This is a genomic window from Nostoc sp. PCC 7524 (genome assembly GCF_000316645.1).
Taxonomy (GTDB): domain Bacteria; phylum Cyanobacteriota; class Cyanobacteriia; order Cyanobacteriales; family Nostocaceae; genus Trichormus.
This window is the reverse complement of the sequence record NC_019684.1, coordinates 3707288-3724295: the sequence shown is the minus strand read 5'-3', so window position 1 is coordinate 3724295 and position 17008 is coordinate 3707288. Positions and strand designations below refer to the sequence as shown.

The following is a 17008-nucleotide window of genomic DNA, read 5'->3' as shown; positions in this document are numbered from 1 at the left end:
CTCTGTGTTTACTTATTTATCTCCTAAGAAACACTCCTATTCCCTCTTCACTGTCACCTGTCACCTGTCACCTGTCACCTATCCCCTGTGTTTCTCAAAAACTAGGCAAGCTTACCTAAATCTCTGCCCCGGCTTTTGGTTCTGCACCCATTGGTGAAATGTAATCACGGAAAAGATTGATTTGCTTTTCAAAAGACAATGCTTTAATTTTGTCCAGCAGTTGTTTTGTTTGAGATGAAAGTTGGTAGTTAGGAGGCATGGGAACAATAGTTGTATTTTCCATACCTTGAGCTAAACGATACCAAAATAATAGTTTGGTGGTATCACTTAAAGAGCCGTATTCACGACTAATTTGGTTATCTACACCTCTAATCAAGTCACGTTGTAATTGTAATTGTTGTTCGTGGTTTAATTCTTTGACTTGATTAAATAAACCTTCAGCAATTTCTGGAGAAACTGTACTAGCACCAGGGGCTGCTGGTGTAATTGCACCACCCATTTCTTTGTAAATAAACCAAAACAAAGCAAGCTGTTCATCTACATCTAATTTTTGCCATGCTTGGACATATTCACGAATAGTGGGATCGCTGGTTTGTGTATAAGTCATAATGATTACGGTTGGCATTAATTTCATTAGCAACCGTAACAAGAATAAATGAGGTTTTGAACCCTACTAGGGATATAGGTGTATTAATCAAAAAGCATAATCATACAGCAGAATGTAGGATTGAAATAAACTGATTATTCAGACTATTTGCTCAATATTCAGAAATACTTTTACTCGTGAAGTAATACAAAAAAATATATATTATCCTGATTAGGATAGATGAATTTAGTAGAGACGCAGCACTACTAAGTTTCTACATTTTACGTCTCTACATTATTTTTCAAAGATGTCTATGACCTGACTGTGTTGACAGACTGGTTAAACAACACATTCCTCGACTTTTCGATATCTAGTGCCTGATTTTTGAAAGCTTCTGCTTTCTCATAGGCGCGAATTACGGCTGGACGCGCTTGAATTGCTTCAAACCAACGCTTGAGGTTGGGGAAATTATCCAAGTTTTGGCTTTGACGCTCATGGGGTACTATCCAAGGATAAGCCGCGATATCTGCAATGGAGTAATCCCCAGCAACAAATTCTCTATCTGCTAATCGCTTATCTAACACGGCATATAAACGTGCTGTTTCATTGACGTAGCGGTTAATAGCATACTCAATCTTTTCAGGCGCATACTGGCTAAAGTGGTGATTTTGTCCAGCCATCGGCCCTAAACCCCCCATTTGCCAGAATAGCCATTGCAAAACTTCCATGCGTCCCCGCAGGTTTTGGGGGATTAATTTCTCGGTTTTTTCCGCCAAATACAACAAAATCGCACCAGATTCAAACACAGAAATTGGTTCACCCCCTCCTGTTGGTTCATGGTCAACAATGGCTGGGATACGATTATTGGGGGAAATCTTGAGAAACTCTGGCTTAAACTGGTCGCCAGCGCCGATATTGATAGGGATGATGTTGTAAGGTAAACCGACTTCTTCTAAAAAAACAGTGATTTTGTGGCCGTTAGGTGTTGTCCAATAATATAGGTCAATCATGGTGATGTCTCCTGGTTGGGGAATACCAAAAAATAAATTATCCAGAATTGACAGTTTAGTAGGGTGTGTCAGTGTCAGAAAACCTAACTACACCGAAAAATTATTCATACTGACGCACCCTACATTTGGAATATTGTTTTCTCTGGAAGTCCCTTGAAAGGGCGCTGGGGACTGGGAATGAGGAGAACAAATAATAATTGAAATTATCCTTATACTCCCCACTCCCGACTCAGCACTCGCAAATTACCCTTGATAGGGATGATTAATTGTGTCTATAGAAACGTTGTAAGATAATGGCAAGCGACCGGGATCTAAGCGGGGTTCGGCAGCATAGCCTACAGGAACTAAAACTGCGATCGCTAAATCAGGATTTTCGGCTGCACCAATTACTTCTTTGACTTTCTCTTCAATCCAACCATTCATAAAACAGGTAGATAGTCCCAGGCTTTCTGCGGCTAGGACTAAATGAGTCGCGGCAATCATTGCGTCTTTAATGGCATATTCTCGGCGTTTGTCTCCTAAGCCTGCTTGAAATTGGGGAATAGCATTTTTAAAATAATTGACAGTGCCTTCGTTCCACGCGCCAGTTTGCAACGCTTTTTCAAATACTGGGGTTAAGTCTCCTTCTCCAACGGTGGGATCGGCTGCGAAAACAAAGGTAACTGGAGCTTCAATAATTTGCTTTTGATTCCAAGAGGCAGCTGATAAAGCCGCTTTTTGCGCCTCATCTTGAACCAGAATGATCCGCCAGTCTTGGATATTAAAACTACTAGGTGCAGCTACGGTTAACTCTACTAATTGTTTGAGCAGTTCTGGCGCTATGGAATCGGTTTTAAAAGTTTTGATTGAGCGACGTTGAATAATAGCTTTAGGTACATCTAGAGGTTGAATTTGGGTGATTGTACTCATGAGATTCTCCTAAGATTGTTGGATTTAACGACATGAAGCTCTGCAAGATTTCTGAGTTTTTAGTCAAAACACTAGCCTCAGCATCTTGTTTCATATTCAGTAGTGAAAACTTCTTTAATTCCAGCTGCTCTGCCAGTAGAGTATAGCAATTTAGTCACAATTGGCTATTGCCTATTACCTATTGCAAGAGTGCCTATTGCCTTTCATTTTGTAGAGGTGGGCATTGCCCACCAGATGTATTACTCTTGCTGAATATGCTGTACTAAAGTTTTAGTCAGACTGGTTTTGGCAACTGCCCCCACAACTGTACTGACTTGCCGCCCCCCCTTAAATACCATTAGTGTAGGAATGCTACGAATTCCATAATGACTGGCAACAGTGGGATTTTGATCTGTGTTCAGCTTCACCACCTTTACCTGTCCTGCGTATTCGCTAGCAACTTCATCGACAACTGGGGCTACCATCCGACAAGGCCCACACCAAGGGGCCCAAAAATCCACCAATACTGGAATTTCACTGTCCAGCACTTCTTGTTTAAATGTGGCTTCTGTAACATTTGTGACGGATGACATAGTTGTCCTCCTGATTTAATTCATTTGTTCGATAATATCGAATAATTAAAATATACGTCAATTTAAGAGATAATGCAAATATGAAATTTTTATATCATCCAGACCGAAAAAATATATCTTTACCAGGAGTGCTGTATGCACTTGGTGATCCTGTACGGCTAGAGATTGTGAGATTGCTAGCCACCAAGGGAGAACAATGTTGTGCTGACTTTGATTTTGCGATCGCGAAGTCTACTATGTCTAATCATTTTAAAATCCTCAGAGAGTCAGGGGTTGTCTTGAGCCGTAAGGAAGGGACACAGCACATTAACAAGTTAAGGAAAGAAGATTTAGAAGCACTGTTTCCAGGGTTACTAGATGCAGTATTGCGATCGGCTCCACCGATGTTGGTGTGTCAATAGACAAATAAGCATTTCCGAAACACCATGTAGAGACATAGCATTGCTACATCTCTACATGGTTTTATGTAATGTTTTGATTTACAGCATTTTTGAAGTAAGTGAGGTACATCATGAGTAATGAGTAATGAGTAATGAGTAATGAGTAATGAGTAATGAGTAATGAGTAATGAGTAATGAGTAATGAGTAATGAGTAAGAAATTTACGTAATTTATCCACTCCTGAACGTCAGCATAATCGCAATTTAGCTCAACTACGTGTTGTTGGTGAACATATCAACCGCCGATTGAAGATTTTTCGCATCCTCAAAGAATAATATCGTAATCGCAGAAAACGTTTTGGTCTACGTTGCAACTTGATTGCCTGGCTTCTCAACTATGAACTTGCCCTGTTTTCTTGATTCGTGCAAGAGGTCTACTGTCACCTGTCACCTATCACCTGTCACCTAATGAATACCAGCCGTAGCCACGCCCATAGGGCCACGAGTGACACCCAGTTGATTGTGTAATTTCAACTCGCGCCAGAGTTGAGAACCTGTAATTTCACCTTGGAGTAATTGTTGATAACGCTGTATGATTTTACTCACCTGTTCTGGGGTTTCATTGACAAATTCAATGCGGAACTGACCCAATCCCAAGTCTATCAGGCGCTGTACGTATTCTGCTCCAGTTTGGGCAGTACCATTAAATACAGTGTTGCGGCAACCTGTATCTGCTAGCAAAATGTGTTCACTGCCTACTCGGTCTCTTAATTTCACTTCATGTTTTTCACAAGGTCTGCCACAGTTTGTATAGTCTGTCCCTGCCGAGAGAAAAGCACAAAAAACGCAGTGTTCCATATGGAACATTGGCATATGTTGATGAATTGTCACCTCAAACCATTGGGGTGAACAACTTGTGAGTAAATCTTCCAGTTGGTTAACGTTCAAGTCATAGGATGCTGTTAGCCGTTCCAAACCAAAATGCTGTTTGAAATAGCCTGCTGTTAAGGGGTTGGCAACGTTAAGAGAGAAATCACCAATACAATGGTCTGCGGCGAAAAACTCTAGTTGGTCGTAGTTCCTCACCAGATAGCCATCTGCTTGAGAAGCCCGGACTTGTTGCAAAATCCAGTTTTCCCCAGGTTTGGTAATGCGGGGAGGAGCGACCCAGATGCTGGGGAGTGGGGAGTGGGGAGTGGGGAGTGGGGAGGGGGGAGATGTAGTGTTAGCTTCTCGCAAGGTGGGGGAAGTGCTACCTTGTCGCCCTTGTCTCACTTCATTTACTAACCTGACTGCTTCCCGATAGGCACGGGGGTCTTCAAATTCACAGTAAAGGGTTTCTACACCAGTTTTGAGGGCGGCTTGGAGTTGTTTGAGGTTGCGGACTAGGACGATGAGTGTGGGGGATGTGGGGGATGTGGGGGATTTAGGGGGAAGTAGGTCTTGGAAGGAGGCGTGATGATTTAATTGCCAGCGTTGGGGTTGGCTGCGTAAGTCTTCTAACTGGGTGACGATTTCTCGGCGCATCCGGTTTAATTCACTCACGGGTAACATCACAGCGCCACTGAGATGATTAGTTAATGTTCCCAAACAGAAAGGGGTGTTACCCAAACGACCAAACTGTTCTTTGAGGCGGTCTGTATCTAGAGGTTTGGTGTGTGCTTCTACCAGTAAAATTTCTGATTGTACCTGTATGATGTTACCAAGTTCATCGCGTGCGATCGCCACCAATAACTCACCCACCTCTCCATAAACTTCCACGTCAATCGGACGCTGAAATTGGGGATTATCCCCGGCAAAACTCTGACGCAGTTGTTTATCTAATTCCGGGTCGCTGGTTTTCCACAGCTTATCACCGACATGAATCCGGCGGAAGTTCAAATCACCTCGTCCAAAGGTTAAAACTGCATCTTCACCTTTCTGTATGACTCCATAAACTCGACCACCTTCTTCCCTAGCCTCTGGATGACCACAGTCAAACACCACTCCATCCCCAGCTTTCAGGGGTGCTTCTAGCCTCACTATCACCTGTTCATTGCGAATGCGGATAACTTCACCTAAATAAACCCCCCGCTTTTTCCCAAATCGCGCATGAACCAACTCTTGATTATTAATCCCCTCAAACCAACCCGTATAAAGTCCACGAGAAAACGCCATCTCCAAGTTGTAGCTTTCTTGACCTCTCCTCCGCTCTCTCTCCGACACAGCCAGGGTAGCTTTTATTCCCCCTTCCCTAGTAGGGAAGGGGGTTAAGGGGTTAGGTTTTTGCAATTTTTCCATCACCCGATCTAATGCTTGGCGATAAACACGGGTGACATTAGCAACATACTCTGGCGCTTTCAGCCGACCTTCAATTTTGAGACTGGTTACGCCGGACTTGACTAACTCTGGTAATACTTCCAACCCGGCTAAATCTTGGGGACTGAGTAAATATTTGCGATCGCCTAAGTCTACAATTTCCCCATCAGCGATTAAATCATAGGGCATCCGGCAAGCTTGAGCGCATTCACCCCGATTTGCGGAACGTCCACCTAAAGCTTCACTGGTTAAACATTGCCCGGAATAAGCCACACATAAAGCACCGTGAACAAATACCTCTAGCGGTAAAGTCGCTGAACGTTGGGCAATCTGCTGCTGAATTTTGTTAATTTCTTTGAGGGAACATTCACGCGCCAGCACCACTAAATGACAACCGAGAGACTTAGCAAAGTCTACTCCAGCCGCACTGGTGATTGTCATTTGCGTAGAGGAGTGAATCGGAAAATCCGGTGATAGATGACGTATCAGACGACAAATCCCCACATCTTGAACGATGATCGCATCCACCCCAGCAGCAATAATTGTCCGGAGATATTGCTGTGCTTGGGCTAATTCTTTAGGGAAAATTAGGGTATTGACAGTGACATAACCCTTTACACCTCGACGGTGCAGAAATGCCATTAATTGAGGTAAATCCGCCTCAGTAAAATTTTGCGCCCGCATTCTGGCATTAAACCGATCTAAACCAAAATAAATTGCATCCGCCCCATTTTCTACAGCCGCTTTAGCACACTCCCAGTTACCAGCAGGTGCAAGGATTTCAGGACGTTGAAACGATGATTGGGGATTTTGTGAGCGGGCAATTTCCATTAGGTTTAGATTAGGTTAAGTATCACCATAGTGATTTTATCTAAATTAAAGACAGTTAGGTGTGGGTAATAGTCAATAGTCCACAGTCAATAGTTATTAGTTTTTATCCCTTGCTTCTTCGCTCCATACAGCTATGCTAGAAAGTAATGTTACTGCTACTGCATCGCCATCGGCTCAACCTTCACTGGTGGCGGCTTTACAAGAGAAAATTTTAGACATTCGCAAGACTTTGCGCCCTGGACAACAACAGATGGCTGATTGGCAATCAGGGCCATTGGCTGTTTCTGCGGTTCCTGGTGCTGGTAAATCTACGGGGATGGCGGCAGCAGCAGCGATCGCGATCGCTCGGCAATATCAAAATGCTACTCAATCACGCCCATCGGCTCGCCGTCAGTTAGTGGTAGTAACTTTTACGCGCTCGGCGGCTGCTAATATTAAATTAAAAATTCGTGATTACTTAAAAAAATTATCTTTACCTCAAACTGGTTTTGCTGTTTATACCCTGCATGGTCTAGCTTTAAATATTGCCAATCGTCACCCTGATTTATCAGGTTTAGAGTTAGAAAACGTCACCCTCATTACACCCAATCAAAGCCACCGCTTTATTCGCACCGCCGTAGAACAATGGATTGCCAATCACCCCAGGCTTTATGCTCAGTTGTTGGAAGGACAGCAATTTGACGGCGAAGAAACTGAAAGGTTACGTCGTCAATCGGTGCTAAGAACCGAAGTTTTACCAGACTTAGCAACTACAGTCATTCATGAAGCCAAAAGTTCGGGCATTTTACCAGAAAAATTGCGGCAATGGAGTCAACAAACCACAGACGCGTATGAAATTTTAACTATAGCCGCCGGATTGTATGAGGAATATCAAAACCTGATGCGATCGCGTGACTTCATTGACTACGACGACATGATTTTAGCCGCCCTGCGCGTCCTAGAAAACGACAGCGCCCGCCGTATCGAGCAAAGCCAAGTCTTCGCCGTCTTTGAAGACGAAGCCCAAGATTCTAGTCCATTGCAGACGCAGCTATTAGAGATTTTGGCCAGTCACAGTGAAGCAGGGGAGCAGGGGAGCAGGGGGGCAGGGGAGCAGGGGAGCAGAGGAGCCGAGGAGAACAACTTTTACCCAGTCCCCAATCCCCAATCCCCAGTCCCAACTCCCCAGTCCCCAATCCCCAGTCCCCACTCCCCCATCAACCTTATCCGCGTCGGTGATCCTAACCAAGCGATTAACTCGACTTTTACCCCGGCTGATCCGATTTATTTTCGGGAATTTTGCCAACAGTGCGATCGCTCTGCCAGACTAGCAACAATGGATCAAGCTGGTCGCAGTACCGGCATGATTATTGCAGCCGCTAATTTTGCTCTGGAATGGGTAAATAGTTTTTATGGGGCTAAAAATCAAAAGTCTCCCCATCTCCCTAGTCCTTTTAGTCTACAAACTATCCGCCCAGTCAACCAAGTTGATGTCAACCCCGCACCAGTAGGTAGAGGCTTAGAACTATATACGCCCCGTGACATTCATCACACAGTGGAATTACTTGGTCAAAGAGTGATTGAGTTATTAACCGAAGATTTCAGTAAAAGTGCGGCGGTTTTGGTGCGAGAAAATCGTCAGGGACGGTGGTTAGCTGAAGCACTAGAGCCTATATGTCAAGAGCATAAAATTACAATCTTTGATGTGGGAGAAAGCGATCGCCGTTCCCATGTTCCCCAGGAAATTTTGGCACTGCTACAATTTTGCGATCGCCCCCATTCCCCCGATTATCTAAAAGCCGCTTTGGAAGTATTGGTACAGCGTCAGTTAATTCCCACCCAAGACTTGAACGCCCTCGCTAGTCTCCCAGAAGAATTTCTCTATCCCGGCCCCTTAGCTGCACCCCAGCCAGAACCAGTCCAAAAAGCTTCTCACCTCTGTCGTAGCTTACTCCGCGCTCGTTTGGAACTGCCTTTGTATCAGTTAATTTCCTTCTTGGCTTTGACATTAAATTATGATCAAGCCGAACTAGCGACTGCTGACAAACTCTCAGAACGAGTCAACAAGCAAATAGCTGGTAATAATTCAATGGGGGCAATGCTGGCCGTTTTAAGTGAAATTGTCAGTTCGGAAAGATTTGAACCAGTGGAAACCGAAGATGCAGAAGCCCGTTACACCCGTGCTGGTCAAATAACAATTATTACCATGCACAAAGCCAAAGGATTGGATTGGAACTATGTATTTATTCCCTTTCTCCATGAAAATCTAATTCCTGGACGGTTTTGGGTTCCTCCCCAAAGCCAGTTTTTAGGTGACTTTACACTATCAGAAGTAGCTCGCGCCCAAATTCGGGCTGCACTCCACGGTGAAGACAGCATCCCCGAAGTCACCCAAGCCTGGGAGCAAGCCAAGCACCTCAAAACCGCCGAGGAGTATCGTTTACTCTACGTAGCCATGACCAGAGCCAAACAATTATTGTGGATGTCCGCCGCACAAAAAGCCCCCTTCACTTGGAGTAAACCAGAAAATCTACAAGAACAAGCTGCGTGTCCAGTTTTCTCAGCCTTGAAGCGTCAGTTTCCTGAGAGTGGGGTGTAGGCGTGTAGAAGTTTTCCCCCATCCCCAGTCCCCAGTCCCCAATCCCCAAGCATTCTTGAATTTTGAATTGATTTGTCCCCAATCCCCCAAAATATAAGTTAATGCAACTTTGGCCAAGAAAAATTGCTAGAGTGAACACAGTTAGCCTTGATGTCTAATCGCCAAAACCTATATATCTCATGGATTTTGCTAATCTTGCATCCCAATTAAATGCGGGAACGATTTTACCAGAGGGAATTGTCATTATCACCCTCATGGGGGTTTTGATCGTTGATTTGATTTTAGGGCGCACATCCTCACGCTGGATTGGTTATCTAGCGATCGCAGGTTTACTTGCTTCGATTGTCGCCCTTTGCTTCCAATGGGATGCTACTAATCCCATCTCTTTTAGCGGTGGCTTTAACGGTGATGACCTCAGTATTGTTTTTCGCGGTATCGTTGCTTTGTCAGCCGCAGTCACTATACTGATGTCAATTCGCTACATTGAACAGAGTGGCACCGCTTTAGCAGAATTCATCGCAATTTTGTTGACCGCTACTCTGGGAGGGATGTTTGTCTCTGGAGCTAGTGAATTGGTGATGATTTTCATCTCACTAGAAACCCTGAGTATTTCCTCTTATTTGTTGACAGGTTATACCAAGCGTGACCCCCGCTCTAATGAAGCGGCGCTCAAATATCTGTTGATTGGAGCTTCCAGTACAGCAGTATTTTTGTACGGTGTATCATTGCTGTATGGACTCTCCGGTGGTCAAACAGAACTAAGTGCGATCGCCAACGGTATTGCTCAAGCTAATGTTGGTCAATCCTTGGGTTTGGTGATTGCCCTAGTATTTGTCATCGCAGGTATTGGGTTTAAAATCTCTGCTGCACCTTTCCACCAGTGGACACCAGACGTTTATGAAGGCGCACCTACCCCAGTGATCGCCTTTTTATCCGTTGGTTCCAAAGCAGCCGGATTTGCCCTTGCTATCCGCTTACTAACTACAGCCTTCCCCCTCGTCGCTGAGGAATGGAAGTTTGTGTTCACAGCTTTAGCTGTTCTCAGTATGATTTTGGGTAACGTTGTCGCCCTTGCCCAAACCAGTATGAAACGGATGCTAGCTTATTCATCCATTGCCCAAGCTGGGTTTGTGATGATTGGCTTGATTGCTGGGACTGATGCAGGTTACGCCAGCATGATCTTTTACTTGCTGGTTTACTTGTTCATGAACCTGTGCGGCTTTACCTGCGTAATTCTGTTCTCCCTACGGACAGGAACCGACCAAATTGCCGAATACTCTGGGTTATATCAAAAAGACCCACTGCTCACACTCGGACTGAGTCTCTCCCTGTTATCCTTGGGTGGTATTCCGCCTCTAGCTGGATTTTTCGGCAAAATTTACCTATTCTGGGCTGGTTGGCAAGCAGGTCTTTACTGGTTAGTCTTACTAGGTCTAGTTACCAGTGTTGTCTCCATCTACTACTACATCCGCGTAGTTAAGATGATGGTAGTCAAAGAACCCCAAGAAATGTCTGACGTAGTGAAAAACTATCCCGAAATACGTTGGAATTTGCCTGGATTTAGACCTTTGCAAGTAGGGTTGATAGTCACTTTAATTGCTACTTCCCTCGCCGGAATTTTGTCAAATCCTCTATTTACTTTGGCAAATAATTCTGTCACCAATACCCCTATCTTACAAACCACATCTGTAGTCAGTACAAAGGTAAGTGCAGTACCTGCTGATCCAGCAGAAGGTTTGTAGATTTATCTGCTGTTACACAAATGGCTAATAGCTTGCGACTATTAGCCATTTTTGTTTGTAGTGTTCGCGCAGCGTCTCGTAGAGAGGAATAAAGTCCTCACTACGAACTTAATTTTCACAAATTCATAGGCAGGGTAATGATAAACTCCGAACCCTCTCCCAATGTAGATTCAACTTCTATAGTACCGCCGTGTTTCTGCACAATAATTTGATGAGCAATTGCTAACCCTAAACCCGTACCTTTGCCTACAGGTTTAGTAGTAAATGAATGTTCAAAAATTTTGGTCTTCACTGCTTTCGGTATACCTAAAGCATTATCTTTAATGCGAATTACAACAAAATTATTCTGAGAATTGAAATCGGTTTGAATAATAATTTTATTTGGTTTTTCTTCAATTGTTGCAAAACTTAGCCCATGATTAGACTCTTCTAAAGCATCAATTGCATTAGCAAAAATATTCATAAATACCTGACTCAATTGCCCAGGAAAACACTTGATTATCGGAAGATTTCCATAGTTTTTAATTACTTGAATTTCTGGGCGATTCTGATTAGCTTTTAACCGATGTTTCAAAATTACAAGAGTGCTATCAATTCCTTCATGTATATTAAAAAGCAGTGTGGATTCTGTGTCGGATCGCGCGAAGTTTCGCAAGCTAGCACTGAGATTGTTAATGCGATCAGTACCTTCTTTCATAGAAGTAATGAGTTTGGGTAGATCCTCACGTACATATTCTAAATCCATCAGATCAATTTGTTTTTGGATTACTTTTGGTGGGTCGGGATAACACTGTTGATAAAGTTCGATGAGATATAACAAATCACCAATATATTCCATAGCAGGAGTAATGTTGCCCATAATGAAACCCACAGGATTGTTAATCTCGTGAGCTACATCTGAAACTAGGCTACCTAAAACAGACATTTTGTCCTGCATTGTCTGAAGGTTAATTAATGTCTTTTCTAGTTCTATAGTTCTTTGTTCTAACTGGGTTTGTGACTCTTGCAGTTCATCAATTACTTTTTTGAGTAATGATTCTTTTTTTCTATTGGTTTCTTCTAACTGGATTCGGTCTGCTTCTGATCGTTCTATTTTTTTTTGTAATATTCTATTAGCTTTTTCCAGCTTTTGGATTTCCTGTTCGCAATTCATAATTTTAGTAAATGTTTACTGATTGCCTAAAATTAAAGTTACGAATGTTTCATTATGAAATTGCGTTTTGCCAGTGTAATTTATCGGGGAAATTTCGCCATTAGAATAGAAACCACAAGCAGGAATAAACTTATCAAAATAATTTTTAGTGTTCTGGTATTCTTGTTGAGTTTTCATACCCAATATTTGCCGCCTCGCTACACAGGAAAAAAATAGCACACCTGCTGGCTCTTTTCCTGGATAATTATTTATGGCATTCATAAATGATGCGTTCGTAGCTGCCAAAATATCCTGATGTCCTGCTTCGGCAATTTGGATAGTTGCTTGCTCAGGAATATCTGCAAAAAATGTAATACTACCTGTTGTTTCATCATGGGCGATTGGCGCTCTGAGATAGAAACCTACTCCCTCTTCATCAAATACTGCTAGGGGATATTCCATTGAAGGTGGTAGCGTACCTAGATAATGGCGGTAGAAGTCTAAAGCTGGTTTATCATCAATTTCATAGACTATATTCTTCTCTACTTTAGTAACTTTGCTAGTTTTACCAATGGGCAACCAACCACTAGCTACACCGTAAGAAAATAGAACATTCCCAGAAAACAATAGAACTGGTACAGAATCACTGAGGACTTGTGTTTGAAAAAATTGATAAGTATTTTGGTATTTTGATTGATCGGCTGCTAAACCACCGAAGATGGGAAATTTTTCTCCTAAAGCCAGTTTTAAGCCATTTAATATGGAAACTCCACTCGTAGTCAGACTTTCTGGATGGGTTAAGCAAAGTTGAGGGACTTTAGTCGTTTTGGCTTTTGCTTGTTCTACAGCTTGCCGGGTAGCGATAATGGGATCTAGAGAAACTTTCTGTCCCACACCTGCAAAAATTTCTATTTCATCTGAACAAAACAACATTAAAGTAATTGAGTCTTGTTGAAACTCTAATACCGATGAAATTTCTCCATCCGTAGTTCCACCAATTAACTCAATTCCTGGAAAAGCCTGATAAATTTGTTGCAGGATGAGAGGATGGTTAAAGTCAATCGCAGTAAATAGAATTCCGGCTTGGGGAATATCTCCAGTTAGGGAATTATTGCATTGCTGAATTACTTCCTCAACTCCTGCTAATGAGTCTGGGTCATTGCTATGGCCAACTACTATCTTAAACATCAATTTAGCTCTCTGGTGAATCAGCCTTTATAGTAATCCGCTTTGATTGTTGTATCCCTTACCAGAAGTGTAGCCATACTGACTTGCGTAGGCTGGGAGTAGGGAATCAACCTTTTCAATTGGTACTGAATTTGTATGCGCCAGCGCAGGCTACGCCAACAAAAATCAAATAGGATTCCTATATAAGCATAGAGTTCCCAAATTTGGGGAGAAAATTCACTTTTGATGAAAGCGAAGTCTAGATAGTGCAGAAATCCTACAGCACTTTTGAAGTAAGTGAGGTACATCATGAGTAATGAGTAATGAGTAATGAGTAATGAGTAAGAAATTTACTTATTACTCACTACTTATTACTCATTACTTTTTTCAATTAGTTGCTGTACCTCATAAACATCGAATCTACTGTATGTAGATGTTGAGCTATGAAAAAGCTATGCTGTCGGGATTGTAATTGTAAACTCCGAACCCTTACCAATGAGAGAATTTACCTCTAAAGTACCCTGATGTTTCTGCACAATAATTTGACGAGCGATCGCTAATCCTAATCCTGTACCTTTACCGACAGTTTTAGTAGTAAATAAATACTCAAAAATCTTTTGCTGAATTTCCTCTGACATTCCAATACCATTATCCTTAATTTTAATAAAAACTTGATTTTTATTTTTACTTAGGAAGGTATGAATAAAAATTTGCCGGGGATTATCTACACTATATTTATAACTAGGCTCCTCCAAGGCATCAATCGAATTAGCCAAAATATTCATAAATACCTGATTCAATTGTCCAGGAAAGCATTGTATAGATGGTAAATCACCATAATTTCTAATAACTTCAATAGGTGAACAATTTTCAGATCCTTTAAGACGATGTTTGAGAATTAACAGAGTGCTATCGATACATTCATGAATATTGCACTCCGCTTTATTTTCTGTATCTGACCTCGAAAAAATTCTGAGACTACTACTAATATCTCGAATGCGTTGAATCCCTTCTTTCATAGCAAAAATTACATTGGGTAAATCAGAACGCACATATTCCCAATCCATTTCTATCATTTGGTTTTGAATATCTGTCACTGGTTCAGGATAGTAATATTGATAAAGGTCAATGAGATTGATCATATTTTGGAAATATGTGAAGGCATGACCTAAATTGCCATAAATGCAACTAACTGGGTTATTAATCTCATGAGCCACTCCTGTAACTAATTGACCCAACACAGACATTTTTTCTTGTTGTATCAACTGGACTTGAAAATCTTGTAATTCTCGCAATGCTTGATCCAGTTCAGCCGTTCGTTCTACTACCCTTTGTTCTAAATTTTTAGTTAAAATACTCAATTGTAAATGTGCTTTGATCCGAGCTAAGACCTCTGCTTTATGAAAAGGCTTAGTAATATAATCAACTGCTCCTAAACTCAAAGCATTCACCTTACTTTCTGTATCTGTAATTCCAGTCATGAAGATAACTGGAATATCCTGAGTAACTGGATTATTCTTTAAGTTTTTACAAGTCTCAAAGCCATCCATTCTGGGCATCATCACATCTAATAAAATTAAATCTGGTAATCGCGATGCAATCTGCTGTAAAGCTGTTTCTCCATTAATCGCTGTAGCTACATCAAATCCCTCCTCAGTCAGTGCAATAGAGATAATTTCTAGATTAGTAAGAGTATCATCTACAACTAAAATTAAGTTATTTGCGGTTGATGTAGGCAGCATTTTTATAGAAATTCAAGTTTATAGTTATCTTGCCCAGAAAAACAGCCAAAACAACAGTTTGAGCAGCTAATTTCCAAAATATTCATCAGTTGATTTTTCTTGACGTAGCCTGCGCTAGTGCATCAAAATTCACTACACCTGATCCTCTTCCTTTCCTGTCCCCTGTAAACTGTAACCTGTCACCTAACTACGCTAATAATTCCAGAAATCTCAGCAGACTGCTAACATGGCTCAACTACAACGAATTGCGATCGCACCTACTCAAATCCAGCAAGAGCAAATTTTACTCACACCGGAGCAACAACACTATTTAAGACGGGTGTTGCGCTTATATGAGGGTGAGCATTTCATTGCTATGGATGGGCGGGGTAAGTGGTGGTTAGCAAAGATAGCAGGGGAACAAGCACAGGTTTTAGAACCGCTAATTGTGGAGACTGAGTTACCTGTAGCCATTACTTTAATGATTGCCTTACCTAAAGGTAGCGGCTTTGATGAAGTGGTGCGGTGTTGTACAGAGTTGGGAGTAGCTTGTATTGCACCTGTGTTGAGCGATCGCACTTTACTAAACCCTAGCCCCCAAAAACTGGAACGTTGGCGACGCATCGCTAATGAAGCCGCAGAACAATCAGAACGGGCTTTTGTGCCGACAATTTTAGAACCTGTGGCTTTTAGTCACGCTGTCACTAATAATACAGCCACTCACCGCTATATTTGTGAAGCGCGGGGTGAGTTGGTGCATCTCCAAAATGCCCTGACTCAGATTAGTGGAGAGATTGTAATTGCTACGGGGCCGGAAGGGGGCTGGACAGCCGCAGAGGTGGAAGGAGCGATCGCAGCTGGATTTCAACCAGTATCCCTTGGTCGTCGCATCTTACGAGCAGTCACCGCCCCCATCGTCGCATTATCCCTAATTACCGCAGTCTGTGAAGTATAAAGGATTTATCTCCAGCGTGCAGAAAATATTTCATGATTGAGCAAGTGGCGATCGCTTTTGAGCGTAAGGATTATCAAACAGCTGCAAAATTACTCAAACAGCTCCTCAGAGAATCTCCGGACAACCCTTGGGTGCAGTTTTATCTAGCCAGACTACAAGAAGTTTCAGGGAAACGCCGAGATGCAGATAAAACTTATCGGCAACTACTTTTGAGTACCACGAATAACAAAATTGTGGCGCAAGCGCGGCAAGGGTTACAAAGACTACAAGAAATTGAGCGAGAGGAAAGACAAAGAGCGATCGCCCAAGCCACAGCCACACCAAACGATACTGAACCAGGGGTATTAATTTTAGAACCCCTCAGTCATGACCAAAAAAACCAACTAGCACCAAAATTTGCCCAGGTTATGCAGTTAGACCCCTACACTGCTAAATTGTTACTCCCTAGCCGCAGTTGGAAATTTTATCGGACAGGGAGAATCGGCGAACTCAAATTTTACGGTATGCAGTTACAGCAAGCGGGGATTCCTTGCTTGTGGACAAGTCTAACTGCGATCGCACAAATACAAGTTTTTCAAGTTCAATATTTCTTAGAATCTCAGCCCAAACCTACCGTTAGTTGCTGCAACCAGTTAAATCAACTTGGTACTCTGACCTTTGATTGGTCAGAAGTAACAGCGCGAGTCATGGGGTTATTGCCGATTTTTGAAGAAGTTGTAGATGTCAATGCCAACCGCAAACTAGAACGCAAAACCCAAACACAGGACTACGCACAATTTTGTGATTTACACTTACCAGAAAGACGCTGCATTTTACGCATATCTGATCATAGCTATGAATTCCAGAGAGGTATAGAAATTACTTCTGTAGCGAGCCAAAATACCATCAGAATTAATTGGAATGCCTTACTAGACTGGATGCAACACTATCTATCACAAGTTCCACTTTTGTCAGAGTTCACACCCTTTGCCGAAACAGTCCTAGAACAAACAGAAATGCTGAGTAACATCCAATCTCATATCCGTCTGTTTCGTAGGGATAAGACTAATTGGGACTCAGCATTTCATCTCTATAGCGGGCTAATTTTTATGAAAAGGGGTATGGGGGTGTAGGGATGTAAGGGCGTAG

13 protein-coding genes and 1 pseudogene are annotated in these 17008 nt (G+C 42.4%); 6 read left to right on the top strand and 8 right to left on the bottom strand.

What is annotated here, in order from left to right; all coding sequences use genetic code 11:
• Positions 1–115: 115 nt before the first annotated feature.
• The 4 genes from NOS7524_RS14940 to trxA form a co-directional block, all read right to left on the bottom strand.
• Positions 116–607, bottom strand: coding sequence for an orange carotenoid protein N-terminal domain-containing protein (locus NOS7524_RS14940; protein ID WP_041555786.1), 492 nt, complete (start codon positions 605–607; stop codon positions 116–118).
• A gap of 290 nt (positions 608–897) precedes the next feature.
• Positions 898–1596: a glutathione binding-like protein gene (locus tag NOS7524_RS14935; protein WP_015139308.1), complete on the bottom strand. Its 699-nt coding sequence runs from the start codon at positions 1594–1596 to the stop codon at positions 898–900.
• 243 nt (positions 1597–1839) lie between these two features.
• Positions 1840–2505, bottom strand: a complete 666-nt coding sequence (locus NOS7524_RS14930) for a nitroreductase family protein (protein ID WP_015139307.1) — start codon at positions 2503–2505, stop codon at positions 1840–1842.
• 239 nt (positions 2506–2744) lie between these two features.
• Positions 2745–3077, bottom strand: coding sequence for a thioredoxin (gene trxA / locus NOS7524_RS14925; protein ID WP_015139306.1), 333 nt, complete (start codon positions 3075–3077; stop codon positions 2745–2747).
• 80 nt (positions 3078–3157) lie between these two features.
• On the opposite strand from trxA, the gene NOS7524_RS14920 reads away from it, so the two are divergent.
• Together NOS7524_RS14920 and NOS7524_RS30755 are read left to right on the top strand one after the other, a co-directional pair.
• Complete coding sequence (locus tag NOS7524_RS14920) at positions 3158–3478, top strand: ArsR/SmtB family transcription factor (protein ID WP_015139305.1); 321 nt, start codon at positions 3158–3160, stop codon at positions 3476–3478.
• A 206-nt stretch (positions 3479–3684) separates the two neighbouring features.
• A pseudogene (locus tag NOS7524_RS30755) lies at positions 3685–3876 on the top strand (transposase family protein); the annotation flags it as partial.
• Between the two features lie 45 nt (positions 3877–3921).
• Here the strand turns inward: NOS7524_RS30755 and NOS7524_RS14915 are convergent.
• The gene (locus tag NOS7524_RS14915) at positions 3922–6585 is read right to left on the bottom strand and encodes a U32 family peptidase (protein WP_015139304.1); all 2664 of its coding nucleotides are present in this window, start codon (positions 6583–6585) and stop codon (positions 3922–3924) included.
• 133 nt (positions 6586–6718) lie between these two features.
• Here NOS7524_RS14915 and NOS7524_RS14910 point away from each other — a divergent pair, with 133 nt between their 5' ends.
• Positions 6719–9163, top strand: a complete 2445-nt coding sequence (locus NOS7524_RS14910; protein WP_015139303.1) for an ATP-dependent helicase — start codon at positions 6719–6721, stop codon at positions 9161–9163.
• Between the two features lie 179 nt (positions 9164–9342).
• Entirely contained in the window at positions 9343–10905 is a 1563-nt protein-coding gene (locus NOS7524_RS14905) for an NAD(P)H-quinone oxidoreductase subunit N (protein WP_015139302.1), read from the top strand.
• Positions 10906–11020: 115 nt separating this feature from the next.
• Here the strand turns inward: NOS7524_RS14905 and NOS7524_RS14900 are convergent, their stop codons facing one another.
• The 3 genes from NOS7524_RS14900 to NOS7524_RS14885 form a co-directional block, all read right to left on the bottom strand.
• Positions 11021–12058 (bottom strand): sensor histidine kinase, encoded by a 1038-nt coding sequence (locus tag NOS7524_RS14900; protein WP_015139301.1) that lies wholly within the window; start codon positions 12056–12058, stop codon positions 11021–11023.
• 15 nt (positions 12059–12073) lie between these two features.
• Positions 12074–13225, bottom strand: a complete 1152-nt coding sequence (locus NOS7524_RS14895; RefSeq protein ID WP_015139300.1) for an FIST signal transduction protein — start codon at positions 13223–13225, stop codon at positions 12074–12076.
• A gap of 431 nt (positions 13226–13656) precedes the next feature.
• Positions 13657–14946 carry a sensor histidine kinase gene (locus NOS7524_RS14885; protein WP_015139298.1) on the bottom strand — a complete coding sequence of 430 codons (1290 nt, stop codon included), beginning with the start codon at positions 14944–14946 and terminating at the stop codon, positions 13657–13659.
• 226 nt (positions 14947–15172) lie between these two features.
• Here NOS7524_RS14885 and NOS7524_RS14880 point away from each other — a divergent pair, with 226 nt between their 5' ends.
• The gene (locus tag NOS7524_RS14880) at positions 15173–15880 is read left to right on the top strand and encodes a 16S rRNA (uracil(1498)-N(3))-methyltransferase (RefSeq protein WP_015139297.1); all 708 of its coding nucleotides are present in this window, start codon (positions 15173–15175) and stop codon (positions 15878–15880) included.
• Positions 15881–15912: 32 nt separating this feature from the next.
• A complete protein-coding gene (locus NOS7524_RS14875; RefSeq protein WP_015139296.1) occupies positions 15913–16992 on the top strand; it encodes a tetratricopeptide repeat protein in 1080 nt (359 codons plus the stop codon).
• Positions 16993–17008 lie beyond the last annotated feature (16 nt).